17 protein-coding genes and 3 pseudogenes are annotated in these 25,297 nt (G+C 35.9%); 16 read left to right on the forward strand and 4 right to left on the reverse strand.

What is annotated here, in order from left to right:
* The first annotated feature begins 577 nt into the window (after positions 1-577).
* The 9 genes and pseudogenes from LC033_RS02890 (at position 578) to LC033_RS02935 (ending at position 8,866) form a co-directional block, all read left to right on the forward strand.
* A complete protein-coding gene (locus tag LC033_RS02890) occupies positions 578-982 on the forward strand; it encodes a DUF1259 domain-containing protein (protein ID WP_226566771.1) in 405 nt (134 codons plus the stop codon).
* 213 nt (positions 983-1,195) lie between these two features.
* A pseudogene (locus LC033_RS17140) lies at positions 1,196-1,294 on the forward strand (hypothetical protein); the annotation flags it as partial.
* Positions 1,295-1,934: 640 nt separating this feature from the next.
* Positions 1,935-2,802: pseudogene (locus LC033_RS02900) on the forward strand (alpha/beta hydrolase).
* Between the two features lie 113 nt (positions 2,803-2,915).
* A pseudogene (hxlR, locus tag LC033_RS02910) lies at positions 2,916-3,017 on the forward strand (transcriptional activator HxlR); the annotation flags it as partial.
* A gap of 327 nt (positions 3,018-3,344) precedes the next feature.
* Positions 3,345-3,899 (forward strand): delta-aminolevulinic acid dehydratase, encoded by a 555-nt coding sequence (locus LC033_RS02915; protein WP_226566775.1) that lies wholly within the window; start codon positions 3,345-3,347, stop codon positions 3,897-3,899.
* Between the two features lie 336 nt (positions 3,900-4,235).
* Positions 4,236-5,084: a MurR/RpiR family transcriptional regulator gene (locus LC033_RS02920; protein ID WP_226566776.1), complete on the forward strand. Its 849-nt coding sequence runs from the start codon at positions 4,236-4,238 to the stop codon at positions 5,082-5,084.
* Positions 5,085-5,134: 50 nt separating this feature from the next.
* Positions 5,135-6,493 (forward strand): GntP family permease, encoded by a 1,359-nt coding sequence (locus LC033_RS02925; protein WP_226566777.1) that lies wholly within the window; start codon positions 5,135-5,137, stop codon positions 6,491-6,493.
* A gap of 43 nt (positions 6,494-6,536) precedes the next feature.
* A complete protein-coding gene (garR, locus tag LC033_RS02930; protein WP_226566778.1) occupies positions 6,537-7,436 on the forward strand; it encodes a 2-hydroxy-3-oxopropionate reductase in 900 nt (299 codons plus the stop codon).
* A gap of 86 nt (positions 7,437-7,522) precedes the next feature.
* Positions 7,523-8,866 carry a four-carbon acid sugar kinase family protein gene (locus LC033_RS02935; protein WP_226566864.1) on the forward strand — a complete coding sequence of 448 codons (1,344 nt, stop codon included), beginning with the start codon at positions 7,523-7,525 and terminating at the stop codon, positions 8,864-8,866.
* Between the two features lie 581 nt (positions 8,867-9,447).
* On the opposite strand, the gene LC033_RS02940 is transcribed toward LC033_RS02935, so the two are convergent.
* The 4 genes from LC033_RS02940 to LC033_RS02955 all read right to left on the reverse strand — a co-directional run bounded on the left by LC033_RS02940 (position 9,448) and on the right by LC033_RS02955 (position 16,029).
* Positions 9,448-10,575 (reverse strand): Ger(x)C family spore germination protein, encoded by a 1,128-nt coding sequence (locus LC033_RS02940; protein ID WP_226566779.1) that lies wholly within the window; start codon positions 10,573-10,575, stop codon positions 9,448-9,450.
* 5 nt (positions 10,576-10,580) lie between these two features.
* Positions 10,581-11,675, reverse strand: coding sequence for a GerAB/ArcD/ProY family transporter (locus tag LC033_RS02945; protein WP_226566780.1), 1,095 nt, complete (start codon positions 11,673-11,675; stop codon positions 10,581-10,583).
* Between the two features lie 6 nt (positions 11,676-11,681).
* Positions 11,682-13,307, reverse strand: coding sequence for a spore germination protein (locus tag LC033_RS02950; protein ID WP_226566781.1), 1,626 nt, complete (start codon positions 13,305-13,307; stop codon positions 11,682-11,684).
* 814 nt (positions 13,308-14,121) lie between these two features.
* The gene (locus tag LC033_RS02955) at positions 14,122-16,029 is read right to left on the reverse strand and encodes a BglG family transcription antiterminator (protein ID WP_226566782.1); all 1,908 of its coding nucleotides are present in this window, start codon (positions 16,027-16,029) and stop codon (positions 14,122-14,124) included.
* Between the two features lie 157 nt (positions 16,030-16,186).
* On the opposite strand from LC033_RS02955, the gene LC033_RS02960 reads away from it, so the two are divergent.
* The 7 genes from LC033_RS02960 to LC033_RS02990 all read left to right on the forward strand — a co-directional run bounded on the left by LC033_RS02960 (position 16,187) and on the right by LC033_RS02990 (position 25,248).
* Positions 16,187-16,501, forward strand: a complete 315-nt coding sequence (locus LC033_RS02960; RefSeq protein ID WP_226566783.1) for a PTS sugar transporter subunit IIB — start codon at positions 16,187-16,189, stop codon at positions 16,499-16,501.
* Between the two features lie 21 nt (positions 16,502-16,522).
* Positions 16,523-17,761, forward strand: a complete 1,239-nt coding sequence (locus tag LC033_RS02965; protein ID WP_226566784.1) for a PTS sugar transporter subunit IIC — start codon at positions 16,523-16,525, stop codon at positions 17,759-17,761.
* Positions 17,762-17,786: 25 nt separating this feature from the next.
* On the forward strand, positions 17,787-18,134 hold the full coding sequence (locus tag LC033_RS02970; RefSeq protein WP_226566785.1) for a PTS lactose/cellobiose transporter subunit IIA: 348 nt from the start codon (positions 17,787-17,789) through the stop codon (positions 18,132-18,134).
* Positions 18,135-18,160: 26 nt separating this feature from the next.
* Positions 18,161-19,588 (forward strand): glycoside hydrolase family 1 protein, encoded by a 1,428-nt coding sequence (locus LC033_RS02975; RefSeq protein ID WP_226566786.1) that lies wholly within the window; start codon positions 18,161-18,163, stop codon positions 19,586-19,588.
* A 346-nt stretch (positions 19,589-19,934) separates the two neighbouring features.
* Complete coding sequence (locus tag LC033_RS02980) at positions 19,935-20,600, forward strand: response regulator transcription factor (protein WP_226566787.1); 666 nt, start codon at positions 19,935-19,937, stop codon at positions 20,598-20,600.
* Positions 20,593-22,077, forward strand: coding sequence for a sensor histidine kinase (locus tag LC033_RS02985; protein WP_226566788.1), 1,485 nt, complete (start codon positions 20,593-20,595; stop codon positions 22,075-22,077). The genes LC033_RS02980 and LC033_RS02985 overlap by 8 nt, the downstream gene beginning before the upstream one ends.
* A 537-nt stretch (positions 22,078-22,614) precedes the next feature.
* On the forward strand, positions 22,615-25,248 hold the full coding sequence (locus tag LC033_RS02990) for an RICIN domain-containing protein (protein ID WP_226566789.1): 2,634 nt from the start codon (positions 22,615-22,617) through the stop codon (positions 25,246-25,248).
* Positions 25,249-25,297: the final 49 nt, after the last annotated feature.

Below are 25,297 nucleotides of genomic sequence, written 5' to 3' on the forward strand. Positions count from 1 at the left end.
TTATTTCACTCATAACTGGAAGTTTAAATCTTAAGAATTATAAAAGTGATATTCTAAAATATCGAGAATTAAGTGAATGCTTAGACTTTCATGAAAAAATTAGGATATTGATTAATAAGGTTATAAAGTAGAAAATTCACAGAAGCCATTGCAGTATCTAAGCAGGTTAGAAACAATGACACCAATAATAAATATCAATGTTTAGCCATATCGGGTGACTTAACACAATCCGTTGGCGCCGCTCTGCAGGCGATCGGAGGGAATGAGCTAATTAAAGAAGTAGAGCAGTTAATTATTCCTTAAAATATTAATTAGGTAGAAGGTTATGTATAAAGGTATTGAAAATAGATAATATAACCAAATGAAACGACCGTTTCCACTCCAACGCCCTACCTGCTGGTTGGGCGCTTATATTTTAAAGGGGTTTCCTCTGTAAATAAAAAGAATAAAAATCATACGAAGATCATATTCATATAGTATCATAGCCCAAATTCAAACATATGAACTTAATCTTTCCTTCGCTTTACTTCTACTAATTAAAATAAAAAAATTAATTATATGGAGGAGGGTTGAAAAATTGCAGAGCTTTGATTCAATTTGTAATCAATTTGCTGTGATTCTAAACGGAAAAAGTAATATTAGTCAAAATAGTTGTTCTGTATCGTTGCACCGCGACTTTAAAGTGTCAATTCAAGGTCGTGAAAGTAAAGCTGTTGTGCCCGCGGAGGTGTTATTTGAGTCATTAGACCAAAGTGGCAATGCGCTTAATTTAGCTGAAATAGCTATATTACAAGAGGAAATTCCAAGATTTATGTACTCCATTGTTAGACAAGGATTAATTGTAAGTGCTCTACACAATCATTGGTTGTTTACTGATCCAGTAATTATGTATATCCATATTCAATCTATAGAGCCGCCACTAAACTTCGCACATAAGATCAATCATTCATTTTCATTTTTATTTAGTCGTCCAATTATGTGAGTAACCCCTTAATCCACTTTGTAAGGAAATATTTTTTAGATTTAAGCAAATTAATTTGCACATAATATATTTTTTTATCATCATATTAAGTATATACTCATATTTCCCCCAAGTAAGGTCAGTATTTGATCCATTTTTTTAGTTACTATAAAGGGCTTGATACAATGATTACGGAGGAACACACACAACAAAATGGCTGCTGCTTATCGGAGCAGCTTGAATGTTTTATACGAAACAGATGAAGACAACGCCGTCACAAAAGCATACAAATACAGTGATAGTGGACAAATGCTTGTATTTACACAAAATGGTATATATGATGAATACAAAGCTTATAAATCAGGCAAGGGGTAGCCAAAGCTACAGCAATAGGTTTAGTTGGAGGCACTGTGTTTAAAGGAGCAAAAATTGCTTATAAGGCACATCGTCTTAACTTAACCGACAAAAAAATGAAGAGTTATGGAATATCCTTCATAAAAAAATTAAATGGAGACCTGGTAGTAAATTTGTAAAAATAAAACCTCCACAAAGTATAATTTAGATGAACTAGAAGCTTGAGTGTAGTATGTTAACTTTATTTAAAAAGTGCACTCATTTTAATGAACGTATATAGCTTTGGAATGGAAACACTCTGGCTATTTCTTTTCACACATTTGCCAATGGAATTAGATGATTTCGGAGAATAGCTTATTCCGCCTTATCCTGATGGAGATTACCGTTTTTTCTTTAAATCAGATTTGGAATGAGGAGTACTGGGGGATCCGGTTCAACATCAGATGATTATTTATGGTGAAAGCTTATTGTTAGAATATCCTCAGGATTCTATTTTCATATAGAAGAAAGATTAAATGATTTGAGTTTCTTAATTATTAAATAATACATATCTATAAATTCTTATAAAATGATTATTTTTATAATTCTATAAAATCATCTCTCAACAGAGAAAGGTGCAATGACATTGAAACGAATCATGAAATGGCTCTTATTAACAGCCGTTATCGCTGGATTATTGGTATGCGCATTCTTTGTGTTCCGTTTAAACCAGCCTAAGCCGACAACGAACATCTATTATGCAGATACACAAAACAAACAGCAAACTCTCGACATGTACATGCCGAAAGACAAAAATAAAGACAAAGTGAAGAAGCATCCAGTGATGATCTATCTCCATGGCGGTGGATGGACAGGCGGAGATAAGAACAGAGTTGCTTCAAAGGCTGATTATTTTACCGATCAGGGGTATGTGTTTGTCTCTATAAATTATCGGCTTCACCCAGATGCTGAATATGAGCAGATGGCGGATGATACGGCGAACGCCATTAAATGGGTCAAGGATCATGCGGATGAGTATCAAATCGATCCATCGAAAATCAATGTCATGGGTCACTCGGCAGGCGGTCATTTGACGGCTTTAGTTACCGGATTCGACCTACTTAAAACGTGTGGGGCTGTCGCCAAAAACGATAAAATCCATCGTCATTTTAGATGGCCCTTTAAACATCAATCAATTTATACAAGCCATTCCATCCTATGAAAAAGTGTTTGGCAAACAGGAGAAGAACTGGACAAAAGCATCGCCGGTCACTTATATGAATGGAGCCGGTCTACCGCCTGTCTATTTAGTTACAAGATGGGAAAATCCTGAAGTATACCGCTTTGCTGAAAAGCTAAATCATGATAAAGGGTCTCGGTATGTTTTTAGGATACATACATTAAGCCATAGTGATCTAAATAAGTGGTTTGGATCAGAACGGGCGCCAAAAGAAGCGCAAGAATTGACAAAGGCTGTCATGGATTTTGTGAATAGGCAGAATTCATAATGAAGGCTGTATGCTCGACAATCCATTTTGCCGCAGTATATGATAATCCGTAAATGGTTTGTTATCAAAGGAATGTATGTTGTTGTCATCATGTATGGAAAAAATAGAAAGAGCTGACGCTGAATATTATCGGTGGTAAGTGGAAAATGCTAATTTTATGGCACCTTGGCAGAGTAGGGACAAAACGTTTCGGTGAGTTAAAGTCGTTAATGCCGATTTAAGAGGCGATGTATAAATGGGGAAAACAATATCTCAACAGCAATTTCTTAAAGGATGATACATAGAAATACCTACGATTGATATTGGTCGAAAGACAGTATCTTTTTTGTGACCATATGCAATAAAGTACTAGGATTGCTTCATTCCTGTTGCTAAAACTTAGCAGTAAATATACAAGAAGCCATTGAGCTGATAAAAGAAGTAGAAGTATCCATTGATGTGGTCGTCATATGGTGTAGTAGAAAAAACACTAAAAATAATGATACATATGCAGATGAGGAAAAAATGGTGCTATGTTTTATCATAGTTTGGAGGAGATACAAATGGAACAACAGGCCATGCGCTTCACATTAGCAGCAGGACCAAATAGTGAGCTGGAATCTTTTGCCCTCCGTGCAGCACTTGAGAACTTTGGTGCAAAAGTCGATATGCATTGGATAGGCAGACCCAATGATCTAATTGATGTGTTATCTGGGAGAAATAGAGGAGAGACTGACTATTTTCTTTTATGTTTTCACGGGGAAGAAGGAAAGCTTGTTATGCCTGAGTTAGGGGAAGATGTATACGAAGATGTGGAGCCTAGAGGTGCTGCTTTTGGAGCGGATGAAATCAAGCGATATGCTTCGTTAAAAGGGGCTCACGTCATATCTACCGGTTGCACGCTAGGTGAGAAAAAGCTTGCAGATGCCTTTCTAGAAACAGGTGCGTTATCCTATATTGCGCCTGATGATTACATTGATGGCAATGCGGCATTTATCTTTGTTCTGACCATGTTGTATGAGCTCATGAACAATACAAAGACGGTCAGAGCGGCTTTTGATCAAGCGAGCTCTATTGATGAAGAAACGAAATTATTTCAACTATATATGCAAAAATAAAAGGGATGACACAAATTCTACAAACACACGTTATCGGTATCTGCGTTTTATACTTTCCTACATGTGAGCAAGTTTACTGTCTCTTTCTTAGATGCGGTATGTTATGCAATAACAACACCTCTCGTAAAATCCAAAATATACAAGATAGCCTCATGATTTTGTTGTAGTAATCTTAGCAATTTCTATTCATTTTTGTAGTTTAATTACAAATGTGAGGTGTATATAACAGTTATTTTATCGAAAAACAATATTTTTATGTGGATTTTATGAATGAACTATTGTGAAAACGCTTTTATTGTAGTAATATTACTAAAAAAGTGAGGTGATTGGTTTAAATTGATTAGCTTTCAGGAACGAATTCAATTAAAAGAAGGTTTATTGACTGTCTCGGAACTTAAAATCATTGATCAATTAAATAAGCATGAAAAACCATTTTTGTTAGCTATGAATGAGCTTGCTACATTAAGTAATGTGAGTGAGCCGAGTGTAGTGAGACTTTATCGAAAATTAGGTTATGGAAGTTACCAAGAATTAAAGGTAGCATTGGCCCAAGAACTAGCTGGGAAAGTTACAACTGCTATCAATACTGACACAGAAATTAGAGAAAACGACTTGTCTAATGAAGTATTCACAAAGATTAGTAACCAGTTGACTACAGCACTAGCGATGACAAAAGAGAAACTCAATGTTGATGACATGGAAGAAGCTGTAGAACTCATTTTAAACGCTGAGAGGATCTTTTTCTTTGGACAAGGTTTATCTGGAACAGTTGCTGAAGATAGTGCTCATAAATTTATGAGAATTGGTGGAACCGCATTAGCAGTTAAAGACCCACATTATCAAGCTATTTATGCTAGTCATATGATATCAGATGATCTTGTGATTGCCATATCTCATTCCGGTGAAACGGTTAACATTATTGAAGTTGTCGATATAGCTAAGAAAAGTGGGGCAAAAATCATTATTATTACTTCTAATAAAAAGACAACGCTTTCAAAGATGGCAGATATCTTGCTGCTTACGAAAGCACAAGAGACAGAAAGGAGATCAGATGCCATGGTCAGTCGTCTCATCCAACTGGCATTAATTGACACTCTTTATACTAGAACAGTCGCAATTGGTGGAGAATATTTAGAAGAAGCAGTTAATGCTTCAAGATTAGCTGTAACAAGAATGAAAAGGTAAATTACGGGAATGATACTGAATATCAACTAGTTACCATCAGGAGGTTAGAAATGTTAACAGGTCATGCTTTAATCGTTGGATTTGTTGTTTGCTTAGTTGTATTATTTTTACTCATTATCAAATTTAAGTGGGACGCATTTATTGCATTAATGGTTGTTGCACTAGGTCTTGGATTACTATCAAGCATTCCTGTTACTGATGTTCCAAATGTAATAGCAACTGGATTCGGTAATACGCTTGCAGGTGTTGGTGTTCTAATTGGTTTAGGGATTATCTTTGGGCAATTTTTAGCTGCTTCTGGTGCAATTAGTAAGATTGCAACAGGAATGCTCCGAGCATTTGGTATAAATAAGTCTCCATATGCTATGGCGGCAACATCAATTACCGTAGCTATTCCGGTATTCTTTGATGCAGCATTTATCATTTTGCATAAATTAATTCAAAACCTTTCAGTTAAGACTAAGATTTCACTTTCAACATTTGTAGCAATTCTTGCAATTGGTTTAATTACAGCTCACAGCTTAATCATTCCTACACCAGGGCCCCTTGTCGTAGCAGATCAAACAGGAGCCGATATTGGTATATTCTTTATTTACGGTTTATTAGTTGCCATCCCAGGTGTTATTGTTGGTGGAGTGATTTACGGTAAATTTGTAGGGAAGAGACTGACAAATGAAGGGCGTCTATACGAGTCAGAAGTCATAGATTATGAAGCTGGAAAAAATCAATCAGGTAGAAAAGAGATTTCAGCAGGGTTGTCTTTCGGAATACTGGCACTTCCGATCGTATTAATCTTAGGGAATACCGTAATGAACTTAATTTTCCCAGATACCAGCGCTGCGACGTTCTTCACTATCATTGGAGATAAAAATGTTGCTCTTTTAATTAGTGTAATTGTAGCGATGTTCTCACTTAAACCTTATATCAAGGAAGATACAAAAACAGTCTTTAGTGATGCATTTAACCAAAGTGGAATGGTTCTCTTAATTACAGGTGCAGGTGGAGCATTTGGACGAGTTGTTCAAGAAACTGGAATTGGTGATTTACTAATTAACCTCATGCAAGGAATGAACATGCCAGCATTACTACTTGCTTTCTTATTCTCACAAATTTTGCGTGCATCTTTAGGTTCTGCAACGGTTGCACTTGTTACGACTTCTTCAATTATGGGACCAATGGCTGTCGACCTCGGTGTATCACCTGTGTTATTGGGTCTTGCAATTTGTGCGGGTGGTATCGGTTTATCAATGCCAAATGACTCCGGCTTCTGGGTGGTCAGTAAATTTGGGCGTTTAACAGTCACAGAAACATTACGTGTTTGGAGTATTGGTGGATTTATTTCTGGTGTAACAGCACTTGTTTTTATATATATACTCAGTGCATTCTCAGGATTCTTGCCTGGACTATAGCCTTTAACGTAATTAAAGCAGATGATTAAATAGGAGTGGTGTCATGAAGAAACGTATAGGATTTATTGGACTAGGAATTATGGGAATGCCGATGGCAAAAAACCTGTTAAAGCATAAATACAAGGTGACTGTATTTGATATTAATCAACAAGTTGTTGACAAACTTGCGGATGCAGGAGCAAACCGTGCTTCTTCTAGTAAGGAAGTTGCAAAGAACAGTGATGTTGTGATAACAATGCTTCCAAAAGGAGAACATGTTCGCCAAGCAGTCTTTGGTGAACATGGTGTAATGGAAGGCGCTAGTGTTGGAATGGTAGTTATTGATATGAGTTCTATTTCACCAGTTGACTCAAAAGAAATGGCTGAATTAACAACGCAAAAAGGTGTTGATTTCTTGGATGCACCTGTAAGTGGTGGTGAGCCAAAAGCGATAGACGGAACACTTTCGATTATGGTGGGTGGTAACGCTGCTGTATTTGAAGAAGTCAAAGACGTTCTTTCTGCGATGGGAAGAGACATCGTACGTGTAGGAGACTCAGGCTGTGGAACAACAGCGAAGCTTGCTAACCAAATTATTGTAAACTTAAACATCGCAGCTGTGTCTGAAGCTCTTGTTTTGGCGACAAAGGCGGGCATTGATGTCGAGAAAATGTATAAAGCAATCCGAGGTGGGCTTGCTGGAAGTACTGTAATGGATGAGAAAATACCAATGATCTTGAAACGTAATTTCAAAGCAGGTGGACGTGTTGACATTAATTTGAAGGATTTAACAAATGTCATGAATACAGCACATCAGCTAGATGTTCCACTAGCATTATCAAGCCACTTACTTGAAATTTTCCATGCATTGAAAGCGGATGGGAAAGAAGCGCTTGACCACTCAAGCATTGTTCAACATTATGAAAAGCTTGCAAATGTTGAAGTTAAAAGAGAGGAGAAGTAAGAATGGAAATACAAAATGCGTCTGACTTGGCGAAACTGAGGAAGTTGAGCCGTGAAGAAGTAAAAGCAAAACTTGCTGCTACAAGGATGGGCTTTCAACACAAAATTGTTGTACTAGACGATGATCCAACAGGTATACAAACAGTACATGGAGTTTCTGTATACACCGATTGGACACAAGAAAGTATTGAAAAAGGGTTCCGTGAAGAAAATCAAATGTTCTTCATCCTAACAAACTCTCGTGGATTCACATCAAAAGAGACAGAAGTGGTTCATCAAGATATTGCTAGACGCGTTCAAGATGTGTCTACTGCTCTAAATGTCCCGTACATTCTAATTAGCCGTAGCGATTCTACTTTGCGTGGACACTATCCGCTAGAAACAGAAACATTAAAATTAACAATCGAAGAGCATTCAAATATAAAATTTGATGGAGAAATTATTATCCCTTTCTTTAAAGAAGGTGGACGTTTTACGATCAATAACTTTCACTATGTTCAAAACGGAGATGCCTTAGTCCCAGTAGGGGAAACAGAGTTTGCGAAAGACCGTACTTTTGGCTTTGTATCATCTCATTTAGGAGAATGGATTGAAGAGAAGACAAATGGAGAGTATACCAAAAAAGGTACAATCTACATTAACTTAACAGATCTACGCAATGAAAATGTAACAAAGATTAAAGAACAATTGATGAATGCATCCAACTTCCAAAAGGTTGTTGTCAATGCAGTTGATTATGTTGACGTTGAAGTCTTTGTTACAGTTTTGATAGAATCATTAAAATTAGGAAAAAATTTCTTGTTTCGCAGTGCGGCAAGTCTGACAAAAGTCATTGGTGGTGTAACTGATAAGCCATTATTAACAAGAGATGACCTAATAACAGAAGAAACGAATCACGGTGGGTTAGTTGTGGTGGGTTCACATGTTCAAAAAACAACAGAGCAATTGCAGGCACTAATTGAGAGTGATCTTATGACACCAGTTGAGTTTGATGTACATCTTGCTCTTGAACCAGATAAGTTTGAAGAAGAAATTAAACGTGTCCGCACAACATGTGAAAATTTAATCAGACAGGGTAAATCTGTTATGTACTATACACGCAGAGAAAGGTTTGACTTAGGGGAGAATAAGAAAGAAGAAGAATTAAAGCTTTCTGTTAAAATCTCTGATGCGGTCACAAGCATTGTTCGTGACTTGGGAGTTTGTCCAAAATACATTGTTGCAAAAGGCGGTATTACATCATCAAGTATCGGTACCGTAGGACTTTCCGTGAAACGTGCGGAAGTTGCTGGTCAAATCAAGCCAGGAATTCCAGTATGGAAAATAGGCGAGGAAAGTAAATTCCCAGGCATAGCTTACATCCTTTTCCCAGGAAATGTTGGAACAAAAGATACATTAAAAGAAGTTGTTGAAATATTAGAAAATAAATAATTGAAAATCCATAAATGTTAAACCACATCTGTCAAGTAGACAAGAGTAAAAGTCACATTGGAGGAGCCTGAGTCCTGATATGGACTCAGGTTTTTAAATGTGAATGCCAAAACTTCTAATTGATGTGTATTCTGACAGATGGGAAATGAGTGACATCTGATTCCATCCTGTAAAATTGTTTAACCGTTGTAGTGAACCATTATCCAAAAAAGATGGTACTAGCCCAAAAGGTTAGAGATAAACGACCTTTTGGAATAGTCTCTTTTCTCAAGGCTAACATTTTTCCCCTGTTAGTCGCTAATCGAATATGTTGAAAAAGTGCATCCCGCACCTCTTTTTCCGTACGGGCGTCCCTAATTTGATATAGGTTCCTGGCATCATTGATTGCTTAAACATGCCCAAGTGTGAACTAATGAAAAGGCTTTATGTGATGTAGATTTCTAACACATTTAACACTTTGCAACAGTACATTATGAAACGTCTGCTTTGATGGAAAACGCAGAAATTATGTTTTTAAAGAGAAAGAAAACTGAAAAAGGAATTGTGAATATAGTATTGTTTTTTCTTTAGCAGAGCGTTTATTATTTTTTCATGGATGATCCCATATTGGTGACTCTGATATCAACATCATATGTGATATCAGCTTCAGCAAAATGCTCGTCCCATTTTGGTTTGATTTTTTCCCACTCCCTCGGATATTGTATTCTAAACTTTTCTGAGAACTTCAAAGCATCTGTCCGATATTCAGTTTGTAATTTATCGAGCGTAGCTTTAATCATATTTTCCACTTTTTCCTCCGTTAGACGCTCAACTTCGGTCAGATTTTTATTTTGGTCACTCGAATTTGCCCAATCCTCTGAAATCTGACCGGTCGATGTGACATTAATGTCATAAGAAGGCCGCCCGTTTTTTTTGCTCACCCGTATACGACTGTCAACTGATTGAATTTCATAAACCATTACTTTATTGTCCTTGTTTTTGACCTTGACGAGCCCGCCTTTGATTTTTCCAGTGATCCACCCGGCTCCTTGTATTTCTTCTTGCGATAATATCCCGACCAGCTTTTTCTCCCTTCCGTTCACAACGGCTGCTCCATTAAATACAATCTGTCCATACTGTATATCGAGGTTTTGTAGGAGAAAGCTGGAGTTATTGACCAGATTTGTTGTAAGGTTTCCTAAGCTCATCATCGGCAGTATACCTGTTGTACGGTAGCGGTTTTGCATCGTCTCGATAATACGCTCCGCCGGCATTTCTGTCTTTCCCGGTACATCTAGCATCTTCTGTGCAGAAGGCATGGAAATGCAAACTTCCATGCTCATTCTAGATTGATTATCCCTGATAATGGTATCTAATAGATCCTGAAAATTCACTTCGCGAGCAAGGTCCTGTCCGATAATTAACAACTTTTGATGCTGTGGGATAACAGATTTAGGGAGCATTAAAGACATTTTTCTTATGATTTCATGAACGGAGTCTCCCTCTAATGTGAAATTTTGATAGGTTGACTTTATTGGGGGCTGTGTCTCTTGAGTGTTTTGATATATTGCCATCTGTGTAGTTATTTTAATTGGACCTTTCTCGGTGTCTTCTCCTTTGTCAAAACCTGTTGCTAACACTATGGACAATTTTTCAATATCTTTGTTATCCCAGCATCCTCCCAAAAAAAAGCAAGCAAACAAAAGGACGTATAGGTTAAATCGTTTCACTGCGTTCACCTTTTCTTTTTCAATTTTATCATGATAATTCCAATAAGAAAAATTGGGATAATAACACTTATGATTAGGCTGTAATTGCCGATATAAGTTTGTAAAGCAAAGACGTCGAGTAGATTCCCTGGGAAAAGGGCGATTAAATATATGATAGGAAGAAATAGTAAAACAAAAGGCTTCAGCTTTTTTCCGAACAGCTGGGAAAGTCCCAATGATGCTGTATAGTGGGTGAGCAAATAAGTAAAAAAGATTTGGATGAGCCAAACAATTAGTAAAAAGGATTCAAACCTTTCAAAAAAAATGCCTACGTATTCATACTGCTTAACAAAGGAGATGAGGGGATATGTGTCTGCTTTTACCCCATTAATGGACAGCGCACCGATGATCAAAATAGTTGCTGTTAAATTTAAAGCAGTTGGAATCGCGGTCCCAAAAAAAACGACCTTTTTCGCTTTTTTCGGATGTTTCATAAAGGCTATCCAAATCATAATAAACTCTACTCCTGAATTTACAAAAAATCCAGGGGGAATCCCTTTCACAACAGGGATGACACCATGTCCTAATACTGGAAGTATATTTTCAGTCTGAAACAGCTTGATCCCCATAATAATAACAAGAAAAAAAACAATAAATGTGATCGGGGCCAATAGCTGAATTAAACGGGCTAACGAGTTGATCCCTCCCATGACGGCATAGCTCCCCACCCATAGCATAGAAATCAAAATCGCTTCAATCGGGGTGTTTTCCAATAGATAGAATTTAGTGACTTCACCCATCATGCGGATTTCAAAACTGCTGATTAGAATAGCATAAAAAATCAAAATGATACACAGTATGGTGCCTATGCCCTTTCCAGCCAACTGCTTGCTGAAGTCAAAAAATGTTTTTCCTTGAAAACGCAATGCAATATTAGTGCAAAACAAGCCAATCAGCAAAGAAATAATCCAACCAAGAATAATTGAGATCCACACATCAGGCGTGCCCACTGCTTCGGCAAGATTTCTGGGAATCGTTATAATACCGAAACCTATAATGGTAGATGATAGGAGGTATATTGTTTGCATTGTGGTAATCAAATTTTCTTTTCTTTTAACCAAAATGGTTCACAGCCTTTTCTTTTTTCTTCGATACTTGTTTCTGTCAGATGAAAATTCCTTCGGACGGAGAATCATGGAAAATAAAGGTAGTCTAAATATGGTGTCTTTTACATCTTTAAAATCAAATATATTTGCAGTAAAATATGGGATTCCAAAACTTTCAATTTTTGATAAATGAATGCATATTATCAGCAAAAACAATAAAATACCGTACAACCCAAAAGTAGCTGCGCAAAACATCCCACCAAAACGCAGTATTCTCAATCCAATCCCTATATTGTATTGAGGAATTACGAAGGAGGAGATCGCTGTCAAGGCAACCACAATGACCATGATTGGGCTCACAAGATTGGCTTTAACGGCCGCATCACCAATAACAACTCCTCCGACCAAACCGACTGTAGAACCAACAGGTCTTGGCAAGCGAAGTCCAGCTTCACGTAAAATTTCAACTGAAACTTCCATTAGGATGGCTTCGACTAAAGAAGGGAATGGTGAGTGAATCCTTGAGCTTGCTATGGACAGAGCCAGTTTAGTTGGTATCATTCCTTGATTAAAGGAGACAAACGCAATGTAGAGACTTGGTAGGAATACACTAATAAAAGATGCCGTAAAGCGCAGCATTCGAAAGAATGACATCGGCAACCATCTTTCATAATAGTCTTCTGGTGTTTGAATGAACATAGGGAGTGTAACAGGAACGATTAAAGCAAATGGAGATCCATCCAACAGTATGGCAACTCTCCCTTCTAGAAGTGCGCCCATTACTCGGTCGGGCCGTTCGGTATTTTGCATTTGAGGAAAGATTGAAAGATAATTGTCTTCTATAAGCTGTTCGATATATCCGGTTTCAAGTGCATTATCAATGTCAATCTGTTTGATTCGCTCCGAGACTTCTTCTACGAGATCTTCTTTTGCAATCCCTTTGATATAAACGATTGAACATAATTTAGTCTGTTTTCCGATTTGATAATCAACCATTCTAAGGTTGGGACTTGGACTAAGCCTTCTTAAAAGGGCCGTATTATCCCTAAGATTTTCAACAAAGCCTAAACGGGGACCTCTAACAAGAGTTTCCGATTGGGCTTCTTCAATGTTCCGAGATTTCCATCCCTTTACATCAATGATGATGGCGTCGTGAAGCCTATCGATGATTAATGCAGCCGATCCAGTCAAAATCCCATGCAGGATATCATCAATAGATCTGTCTTCCTTAACATCTGTCATAGGAATATGCTTGTTCAAAAGAAAAGACTCAACATCATTAGATGAGAAGTTTTTGCCAGCATTTAGTGTCATTAAAGGAGTTAAGATATGATCATGTATCATCTGATTATCTGTAAGCCCGTCTATATGAATGAGGGCAGCTTTCATTCCAGAAGATCCGATGACAAATTTCCTGACTGACAGGTCGGAGCTGCGTCCGACGCACTCAGATATATGACTGATATCTTTAGACAGATCTCCTGTTAAAGATTTCATTGACTTTTTCTCTATGTAGGGGCGTTTCGTCTCTTTGTGGATTTTTTTTAAAGACTCTCCTATTTCAGAAAAAATATAGGGTACAATAAACACAATTAAAGCCCCTGCCATGACATCAAAACGAAAGAGAAATAAATATAATTCATCCATCTTTGTTTTCCCTCCTTTTTCATAGCATGTCCTATAAAAGGTGCATTTATGACTGAAAGATTTACACAGATATCGTTGATTGGATTGCTAATCAAAGCACTTGTTTTTTGTTAAATCCAAATGAGAAAAGGCTGTGATATTCCACTGATTTTTGTTCACCTTCAACACAAATATACATCCATAGGTTAGATTTTTCTTTTTAAATGAGGAAATGAATAATTTGAGGGGATAAATGGGAAATTCCGTCTATTTTCGTCAGAATTAAATCCCTTTATTGTAACATATCGGCGGATTGAGCTTTACATACGATGTTTATATGTCTTTTTAAAAAAGTCTTGATAGGTAGAAATAAGACAACAGGTGGAAATGTTGGATCGTGGAAGAGCACGAAAGAGGATGTGATTGTCTTGAACTTTCTTTAGAACCACCATGTGTAAGAATAATTGGCGGAGTTTTTACATGAATGATACTTTCCTCAATTATTATGAAGTCCGGATATACAAGGTGGATCAAGTGAGTGGAATTTGCAAGAGCAGAGAACGTATGCACATGCAACAAATCGAGCGGCTGATTCTATACCATTCACTGGGACTGTCCTGATGCTATTTCTAATGAAATTCTTGTAAAAAAAATTTACAATTAATAAAGAGTTTGTACTTCTTTAAAGTGGAGGATAAAACTTTATAAAATTAAACGGGGAGCATTCAATGATTAACTTAGGTAGTCATTTAGCCAATAAAAGTTAAAGGCTACACAAATAGAGTTATTAAACAGTTAAATACAACCATGTCCTTTATTACGGACATGGTTGTATTTATCCACTCGGCTGGTCAATCAGGTCCATTAGTTGATCAATAAACGCTTCATATGACGGTGAATTTGCAAGCTTTCTCACATTCGTTGCACTTGCAAGGATTTTAATATATTCGTCATATATGTCCCTGTAGATATTTCGTTCATTCTTGTTCATGGCGATTAACGTCACAATCCGTATGTTAGTAGCGTCTCCCCACTTAATTGGTTTATTCGTGATTAGTACAGCGATAGAAGTTTGTAATGCATCCATATGGATGGAATGAGGAACGGCTACGATATTATTAAAGGCGGTAGAGGACAACTTTTCCCTTTTAATAACATTTCCCACAAAATTCTTTTTAACTAAGCGAAGATCGGTCATCTTTCCGGTGATAAATGATATAATATCAAATTCATCTTGGAACGTTTGATTACTGAACATAAATATCCGTTTATCAAATAAGGAAAGCAGGTTTTGTTTAAGTTGCTGTTGCTCCTTTTCCTGTTTGATTCGGTAGACAAGTGTTTGTATGTTTAGTATATCATCTGAGGACAGAAACGTACTGATAACAACTTTGGCAATAGTCTGATCTAATGGAATCTCCATCGTAGAAATCATAAAATCAGCCTGAAGTGCTGATATTTCCTTGTCAATCCTTGTTACTACCTTTATGACTCGTAATTGATTGGCGAAGTAGTGTTCTATCTTCTCTTTTAATTGAAACTGTAAATGATTATAAGCAGGACAGACGAGTACGACTTCAAGCAGGTCATGTTTTTTTTGTTTTAATTCTAAACAGCTTCCTACATGTAAGGCAATATATGTAATCTCATCTTCATGCAGGTGTATATCTAGCTTTTCTGAAATAAGATTACTAATATAAACCGATAAATCATAGATAAGAGGAGAAGACATTTTAATTGATTGTGTTAAGGGATTTTTAAATGGAAAATTGTTGGAACACCTTACCACCATATTTTGGACATGCAAGACAAACTTGGTTTTGAACTCTTCATCTTCCAAACTAATAAGATAGTTCTCGTTCACTTTTTCTAAGATTTCATCAATTAAAGTCTCATATCTTGATTGGACAAACTTCTCCTTTTCCTCTGACATATAGGTAGCCTTACTGCTAAAGAGTGCTTGTAAATAATATAATTCATTGTGATCCATGTGAACCTGGAAATACGATTCTATTAGGCCTTGGATTTCATGTATGATGGTCATCGAAATAAAAGTTTCTCTATACGGATAGACAAGGTGATTGACGTACTGGTTATCCTGCATGCGTTCAATAGATATAATAATATGATAGATAATATTACCTAGCGTATATTCATTTATATCGTAACCATGGTTCTGGATAATCTGCAACAACATTGTTTTGAAATTGTGCAATTCATATCCAAATATTTTTTCTAGATCTATAATATTATAAAAGGTAGTATTATATTGTTTATAATAAATCATACTCATTACTTTCCGTTTATCAATTTCTTTTCCTCGGAGGAACAAATGACCTTTCACACGATAAATATTCAAATCATAGTTGCTAATAAACTTCCGGCATTCGATAATATCCTTTTCAACAGTGGGAACGCTTACAAACATATCCTCACTCAAATCAAATATATCAATACCATCTTCTGATAGAATTATTTGCTGTAAAATGTAGTATACTCTATTGCTTAAGCTTTCTTTCTTTTGCTGGGACAGCCCCCTCAAGTTTTCTGCCGTTTTCAAACGGTACCCCATATTAGATGATTCTATTGCAAGCGATGACTGATATTGTTGATTGATATATTGAACATAATTCCGTAACGTCCGAGAAGAGATATTTAAATAATCCAAAATTTCGTTTGTTTTCATCCAATCTTTTCGTTCTTTCAGTATCTGAATTAGTGATTTGATATTCTTGTCCTTCATTTATAATTCCACCTCTTTTTTTTATTATCATTATACTATCTATAAGCTTGATGACGAAAATAAATATGTTGCCAATAGGTAGGTAATATTTACATTGGTTAGTTTTACAATGATTTGGACATAATATAGTTAAGCGTGAAATAAGGAGGAAACAACAATGAAAAAAAAGATCTTATTAATTTGCAGTGGCGGAGCCTCTAGTGGGTTTTTAGCTCAGAATATTCGAAAGGCAGCCAAGAAAAAAGGATTAGAGGTCGAAGTGATGGCTCGTGGAGAATCCGAATTAAATGATTATAAGGATAGCATTGATATGGTGTTGATTGCTCCCCACTTGAGTTATATTCAAGACGATATTGCGGCCGAACTTGCAAATACAAATATTCCATTTCAATTAATCGATCAAATGACATATGGCACTTTAAATGGAGAGAAAGGACTCGAAATCATTGTAAAAGGATTAGGCTTAGAATAATCTGATGAAGGAGGGGTAAGAATGAATAAATTAATTGAATACATGAATCGGTCTTTTGCACCTAAAATGAATAAAATTACTCGAAATGCCTGGGTATCGGCTATTCAAGAGTCTATCATGGGTGTGTTGCCCTTAATTCTTGTCGGATCATTAATCACCTTGATTATGATTTTAAACGATTTTATACCCAATATGCCTAATTTACAGCCTATCAGTGATTTTTCGTTTGGTCTGATGAGTTTGTTTATCTCTTTTTTAGTCCCATATTTTATACTGGAAAAGCTAAAAAAGAATGACCGAAAATTAATTGCTGGATTGACGGGGGCAGCAATGTTTTTGTTATTGCTTTCTCCAACCTTTGATGCGGAAGGTCAAATTATATTTTCCTTTGAAAGGTTTGGCGCAAATGGGATGTTTGTTGCCATTATCGTTGGCTTATTGGTTGGTTTTGTCTTTTATTTGTTTAGTAAGATCTCCTTTTTTAAAGAATCTAGTTCTTTACCTGATTTTATTATCGTTTGGTTTGATACGATTGTACCGATTTCTCTTTTATTATTAGCTGGATGGCTCGTTACAATTGTTGGAACCTTTGATCTTTATGCCTCGATTCTTAGTTTATTTGAGCCGTTGAATAGTATTGGACAAAGTTTTGCTGGCTTTGTCGCTATTACATTTATTTGTGTGTTTTTATATTCTTTTGGTATTAGCCCATGGGCACTGTACCCAGTTGTATTTCCGATGTGGATGGCAGGAATTGAACAGAATGCAAGCCAATTAGCGCAAGGTCTGAACCCTTCCAATATCCATACGTTTGAAACATTAATGGCTTGGATTTGGATTGGTGGCATGGGTACCACATTACCATTGGTGATTATTATGTTAGTGATTGCTGAGTCGAATCACTTGAAGGCGGTTAGTAGAGTGACCATTGTACCTTCGATTTTTAATATTAATGAACCCGTAGTATTCGGGGCGCCGGTTGCCTTTAATCCAATCTTGATGATTCCAATGTGGTTGAATGGTATTATTATTCCAGCCATCACTTATTTAGTGCTTTCGTTTGGAGTCATTCCACTGCCAGCAGAGGTTATGCAATTATGGTATTTACCAATTGGTATTTCCACCTTTTTGGTGAATACAAACTTTAGCAGTTTATTTCTTTTGGTTATTAACCTTGTTGTATCGCTGATCATATGGTATCCATTCGTCAAGGTATATGATAAACAAAAAGTAGCAGAAGAAACAGAACAACAAGTTTAATCTATCAACTTTAGGGGTGATTCATTTGAGTCAAAATAATACAGAGGCACTGCAAGAAGTTGCGATGCAAATCATTTTAGGGGCAGGCAATGCGCGTGCCGATATTCAAACGGCTCTGAGGCATGTGGAAACATTTGAGTTTGTACACGCAGAAGAAGCATTAACACAAGCAAAAAAGCATATGTCTCAAGCTCACTCTTTCCAGACAGAAACGATCCAAAAAGAGGCAAGGGGGGAAGAAATAGTTTTCTCGACCTTATTTACCCATGCACAAGATCATTTGATGACGGTTATGAGTGAATGGAATATGGCGAGAAATTTATTAAGAATCTCTCAATCATTAGAACAAAGAATAAAAAAACTAAAAGAGTAACTATAAGTAGATGGGAAGTGATAGAGATGTATCGGCATGCAAATAATCAATTTCCAGTTTCCTTTCTTTGGGGAGCGGCAACTTCAGCTTATCAAATAGAAGGTGAACACTTGTCTCATGGCAAAACATTGTCTGTTGTTGAAAAGAATATGAATCGTAAATATGCGGACTCTAGCGTCGCCTCTGGACACTATCAGTATTGGGAAAAAGACATTGAATTAATGAAAGAGTTAGGATTGAAAGCTTATCGCTTTTCCATTGCTTGGACGAGAATTTTGCCTAATGGCCGCGGCGAAATAAATCAAGATGGCATTGCTTTTTATCGTCGTATCATTAACAAACTAAAGGAATTTCAAATTGAACCTATTGTGACGATTTATCATTTTGATTTACCACAATGTCTGCAAGAGGAATATGGTGGCTGGTCATCTAGAAAAGTGATTCAGGATTTTGAAGAATATTGCGAGGTGCTTTTTACACATTTTCCAGATGTGAACTATTGGCTCACCATTAATGAACAAAGCAATATGTTTCAGTTGCCATATTTGATGGAGTTTGATCCTGATATGCCATTAGAGAAACAGAAATATGAAATGAATCATATTATGACATTAGCACATGCAAAGGCGGTGCATTTATGTCGTAATATGCTTCCAAAAGCAAAAATTGGACCAGCTTTAGGAATCATACCCAACTATCCGGCAACATCCAAACCAGAAGATATTTTAGCTGCCAGACACGCAGATGACTTAAGAACCTATTTGTTTATGGACTTATACATGAAAGGTGAATACCGTTCTTTTGTATGGAATTATCTGGTGGATAATGGACTGGAGCCCACGATAGAATCAGATGATATGGCATACATAAAGTCTGCCAAACCTGATTTTATAGGGTTGAATTATTATCAATCACGTGTTGTGAAGTATATCCCAGAGGAAACTGATAAAAAAGAATTGAAGATGAATTATGATGGTGAGGATGATTATACACAATTCGATAACATTCCCGGTATGTTTGAAGGGGGAGTCAACCCTTACACAGAAAAAACTAGATGGGATTGGGAGATTGATCCTGTAGGTTTTCGATATCTATTGAATGAACTATATGATCGCTATCATGTTCCAATAATGATTACCGAAAATGGGATTGGTACATTAGATCAAGTGACGGATGATCAAAAGATTCATGATCAAGAGAGGGTGGACTTCTTGCGAGATCATCTTCAACAGCTTCTACTGGCAATTAAAGATGGGGTGGACATATGGGGATATATGGCATGGTCCTTTATGGATTTACTAAGTACGTCCAGCGGTTTTAGAAAGCGTTATGGTTTTGTATATATTGACCGTGATGATCAAGAAGTAAAATCATTGGAGCGAATCAAAAAGGATAGCTTTTACTGGTATCAAAAAGTGATTGCTTCTAATGGACGACATCTATCAGATAGTTAGGATGCTGAAAGAGTATGAATATTGATTTAGCTTAAGAAGGTTGTCGCAAAATGCATTATTTGTATGTATTTTGTGACAAGCTTTTTTGTGTTTCAGTGCATTATCGATGTCTTGCTATGTGTAGTAGCTTTCATTTCCAATTCCGGAAGATCCAATTCCCTGTCGATAAGAATTCGGTTATTCATTTTATCGCTTTGCTTTTTTCTCCCTTCCTCTCATTTTAAAATACTTTTCTTTTACATGTCCCATATCATTTTCGGTGTTGCTAACAAATATTCTTTCACCTATATATTTCTACATGCCAACTTCAGATAACAAAGTTATAATATTAGGCGAGGTGATATAAATGATAAATTATCGAATTCTTGTGATAGAGGATGATCAGGCGATTCAAGAACTCATTAAACAATTTTTAATGACGCAAAAATATATTGTAGAGACTGCATCTGATGGATTTGAGGGAATGAAGCATTTTAATAAACAGCCATTTGACCTTATAATTCTTGATGTGATGTTGCCGAATCTGAGTGGCTTTGATGTGGCAAAAATGATTCGTACTCATTCAAAGGTACCTATTATTATGCTAACCGCAATGGAGGAAGAACAAGATCAAATCAAAGGATTTGAACATGGAGCCGATGATTATATTACGAAGCCTTTTTCCTTTCATGTTTTGATTCGGCGAGTAGAAGCTGTACTAAAAAGAAGTTATGATCAAAGGAAGGGAAATCAATTTATTTTTAAAGAAATACAGGTGGACGGTGATGCATATAAAGCATACGTAAATAAGGTAGAAATACCTCTTACAACAAAGGAATTTGAAATTTTGTATTTATTATTAAGGAATGGTAAAAATGTACTTACGAGGGAGACGATAGTAGAAGAAGTTTGGGGTTATGAGTATGTAGGAGATACAAGAAACATTGATACACATATTAAGAATATAAGAAAGAAGCTAAACCTCCCCTATATTAAAACGATAAAAGGTATAGGATATCAAATAGATGAATAAAATACGAGAAATAATACGAATGAAACGTATTACCTATAAACTGTTTCTCATTACATCACTCATTTTGTGTTCTTTTGCTATTTTAATTTATGTTTCCTTATACTTTTTTCTCCCTACTTTTTATGAAAAGTATAAAATAAATCAGCTCCAAATAGGATTTGAAGAAATGATTGAGAAAGCCAAAGATCTTACGTTTCAAGAGGCGAAACCACTGCTAACTGAATACGGAAACAAAAATAACGCCCTTCTTTACGTTCAAAATACTGAAGGAATAATTATCTATTCTCCTTCTATCCATATTATAGGTGATTCAAAGGAACCCATACCGAGTAAGAGTACAGAGATTAATTCAATTGGTAGGGTCTCAACAAATACGCCTTTAAATTCATACAGTATTAATCAATCTATACAATTCAAGGATGGCACGCTAATTATTAATGTAGCGGCAACATTACAGCCTATAGATGAAGCATCACAAGTTTTGACTCTTTTCATTCCGTATATCAGTATTATTGTGATATTTATCGGAATTGGAAGTGCTTATTTATACTCAAGGTTCATTACGAAACCAATCCTATATGTTAGTCAAGGAGCACAAAAAATGGCAAACCTCGATTTTTCAGAAAAAATTGAGGTGCGTTCTAATGATGAGTTGGGAGAATTATCAAATAGTCTTAATGATATGGCTATTAACTTGCAAGAAAATATACACGCTTTACAACAGGCGAATCAACAATTAAAGAGTGACATAGAAAAGGAAAGAGAAATAGAAAAGAAACGAAGGGAGTTCTTTGCCATTGTTTCACATGAATTAAAGACACCTCTGACTACTTTGAAAGGGCAACTTGAAGGGATGATATATAATATTGGTCCCTATAAAGATCGTAACACCTATTTGTATAAAAACTTCTATATTGTTAATGATATGGAAAATTTGATTCGTGAAATTTTAAGTATATCCAAGTTGGAGCAACATACCTTTAAACCTCAATGTGAAGAAGTAAATCTTTCGAACTTGATTCTTGCTATTGTAGAAAAACTTGATTTCTTTGCGTCTGAAAAGGATATTCAGATGATAAAACAAATTGCCCCTAATATTTGTGTATACACAGATTGTAATCTTTTAGAAAAAGCTTATAAAAACATTATTCATAATGGCATTATGTATTCGCCACGTGGTGAAAAGGTATATGTGAAATTATATCTATCAAAGGACCATACTAACATCCAATTTCAAGTTATGAATACAGGTGTACAGATTAAAGATGACGACATTCAGCAAATTTTTAAGCCATTTTATCGTATTGAAAAATCGAGAAATCGTAATACAGGTGGAAGTGGATTAGGCCTCTATCTTGTGAAACGAGTATTTGAAGCTCTTGCAATCACATATAATGTGAGAAATATAAAAAAAGGTGTGCAATTTGCTGTTACGATTCCTATAACAAAAAATATAGATAAAGACCCCCATTCTTGATATGCTCCCCTTAAAGGTAGACAGATTGAATAAAAAATCTTTTTGCCATGGGACTGATCCCATAAGATGATACAAATAAAAAACACCTCTTCAAGTTTGAAAACGGATAGTTGTTATCCTAAATGTGGAGGTGTTTTTTCTATGGGGACAATATGACAGGAATTAAATATCAAGAATAAGAACTAGGTGCAGACATGGGTCAGGTGGTATAAGGATGGGAATACACACCGATTAACCCTGTGCAGAATGAATGTCATCAAGTTCAATCTGCAATAATGGTGCCTTTTCTTTAGATAGCTTTATGTCTTTAGTAAGACTTGGCTTTTACACAACTGGATCATCTGCTCGTAGATTAATATCATAAAGCTGGGTGAAATCTAAAATATTGACAGAAAATTTTGAATTCTAAAAAAATCCATGGTATATTTAACTATATTGTTGCAAGAAAAAGGGAGGTGAAAGTGATTCTTTAAATCTTTAATGTAGCCTGTCTCTCCCTAGATTTTTGTTAAAACTTTATTTGAGGTGATAGGGATTATGCACAAGTCTTCTATACTTAAAAAAACAGTATTAATTTTTATGATCACACTTTTACTAGGAATTAGTGTAATACCTACTACACAGGAAACAACTTATGCACAAGCTCCAGAGAATACGAATGGTGTTCAGGCAGCTACTGTTGACTGGATAAGAAACTTAGATTTATTGGTCGCTGGGCTATATATCGCGCGAGGATTAGCTCTTGATTTAATTGACAAAGCTCCTTTTTGGAGACCTACAGAAATACAAGATCTGGATGGGAAGAACAAGCTAGATACAAGACAAAGGTTATTAAGGTGGGATCGGCGTCCCCCCAATCAGATTTTGCGAGATGGATTTATTCCACAGGTTATTCAAGAAGCTCCAAGCGTGCAAGAAACAGATTTATATAGGTATGTAGATTCAAATACACCTTCTATATTTGTTTCAACAACAAAAACAAGATATAAAGATGGGAAAAGACAACAACCATGGACTCCTCGATCCTCAGCTAGGGGAATTGTCTATCAATATGAAATTTTTGCACCAGGAGGAATCGATGTGAATGAATCTTTTGGAGATCAATCTCCTTGGCCAAATCAAATAGAAGTAGCTTTCCCGGGCGGAATTCGCCCTGAATTTATTCGATCGGTTCGAGAACTGCAAGACGGGCGAATTCAAAGAGTCTGGATTAACCCATATTTTTCAGATCCTGGGGAGTTAGAAGGGATAGCAGCTTCATCTAGAACAGAACTAGTAAATTGGTATCCAAATCATCCAGATGGTAACCATAAAGATGCTAATGTTCCAGATAAAAAGATTAAAAATACAAGCTTTAACCCTGATAACGATATGTATGGAGAAAACGGCACTGTTCCATCAGGAGATGATCTTTCTACTTTCACTGGCCCAGGAGTAATTCCAGATGGTGAATATCAAATAAAGAGTAAAAAAGACGAAAACATCTTAGCAGATTTATCTAGAAATGAAAGTGGATCACTCGTTCATGCATATCAAAATTATGGTTTAAATAATCAAAAATGGATTTTCGTTTATAATAGTAGCAAGGATGCTTATAAAATAAAAAGCACTCAAAATCAAAATTTATTGTTGACTTGGAATAGTAAAAACGGGAATAATATTATTGGATATGATGATAATGACTATAATGATCAGTATTGGAAAATAGAAATAACGAGCGATGGTTATTATAAGTTCAGAAGTTTGTATAATACTAATATGTTACTGGATTTACATTCTGGTAATACGTCTGATGGAACCCCATTGTTTGCATGGATTGAGAATGGAGCACCTTCACAGGAATGGAAAATAGATAGAACACAGTATCAACCATTAAAAGATGGTCAATATCAAATCAAAAGTAGTATTGATTCGAATAAAATAGCCGATCTAAGCAAAGTAGAAGATGGCGCTAAAATTCATATTTATCAAAACTACAGTCTGGATAATCAAAAATGGAATTTCACTTTTGATTCGTCCAAACAAGCTTATAAAATTACAAGCCCTAGTAATCCAGTAATTTCATTTGCCTGGGATAGTAATCGTTCTGGAAAAATAATTGGTGCAACTGGAGATTATAGTGATCAATATTGGCGTCCCGAAAAAACATCAGATGGTTACTTTATTCTTAGAAATTACAAAAATCCTAAGATGGTTTTAGATCTCCCTGGAGGAAATACGACTAATGGTGCACAATTACAAGCCTATGAATACAATGGAACAAAAGCTCAAAAATGGGGTATTACTTCTGTTGTGAATCAAACCATAGAAGACGGTGAATATTTAATAACAAGTAGTATAAACCAAAATAAAGTAGCAGATTTAACATCTGACAGTAAGGTAGTTATATATGATAAACATTTTAAGAATAATCAAAAGTGGAGATTTACCTTTAATAAAGATAAACAAGCTTATAGAGTAGTAAATGTAAATAACACAGACTTAGCATTTGCCTGGGATAGTAATTATTCCGGAAAAATAATTGGTGCAACTGGAGATTATAGTGATCAATATTGGCGTCCCGAAAAAACATCAGATGGTTACTTTATTCTTAGAAATTACAAAAATCCTAAGATGGTTTTAGATCTCCCTGGAAGAAATACGACTAATGGTACACAATTACAAGCCTATGAAGACAACGGAACAGTCACACAGATAGCACAGAAATGGTCGCTGCAAAGAGTGGATGTTCCAATCCTGCCAGATGGTACGTACAATATATCAAGTAAGCTAGATTATAAAAAAGTAATCGATAAAAACAACAATAACGCTATCATATGGCAGTACATTAATGCTACAGCTCAAGATTGGAAACTTGAATATGACTCTAATAAAAAAGCCTACAAAATTCGTAATGGTTATGCTCAAAATTTAGGTTTGTATTATCAAGGTAAAAACCTTAATATTGCTGTAGATAATATAGACTCACCTCCTGATGAGAACGAATTGCGAAAGTTTTGGATTGTAGAATATAATAATCAGCATGGGGCTTTTTCAATCAGAAGTGCGTATGATCCTACTCAAGTACTAGATCTACAGGATTCAAGTTTAGAGAATGGAAACAACATAATTAGCTATACGGCTTATCTTAATAAAAATCAACTGTGGAATTTTATGCCTCGTATTAATTAAACTTAGAAAAAGAAAGACAGCCGACATCTGAACTGCCCCGTAAATATTA

This window comes from Bacillus stratosphericus, assembly GCF_020524495.1.
In the GTDB taxonomy this organism is placed as follows: domain Bacteria; phylum Bacillota; class Bacilli; order Bacillales; family Bacillaceae; genus Bacillus; species Bacillus stratosphericus_B.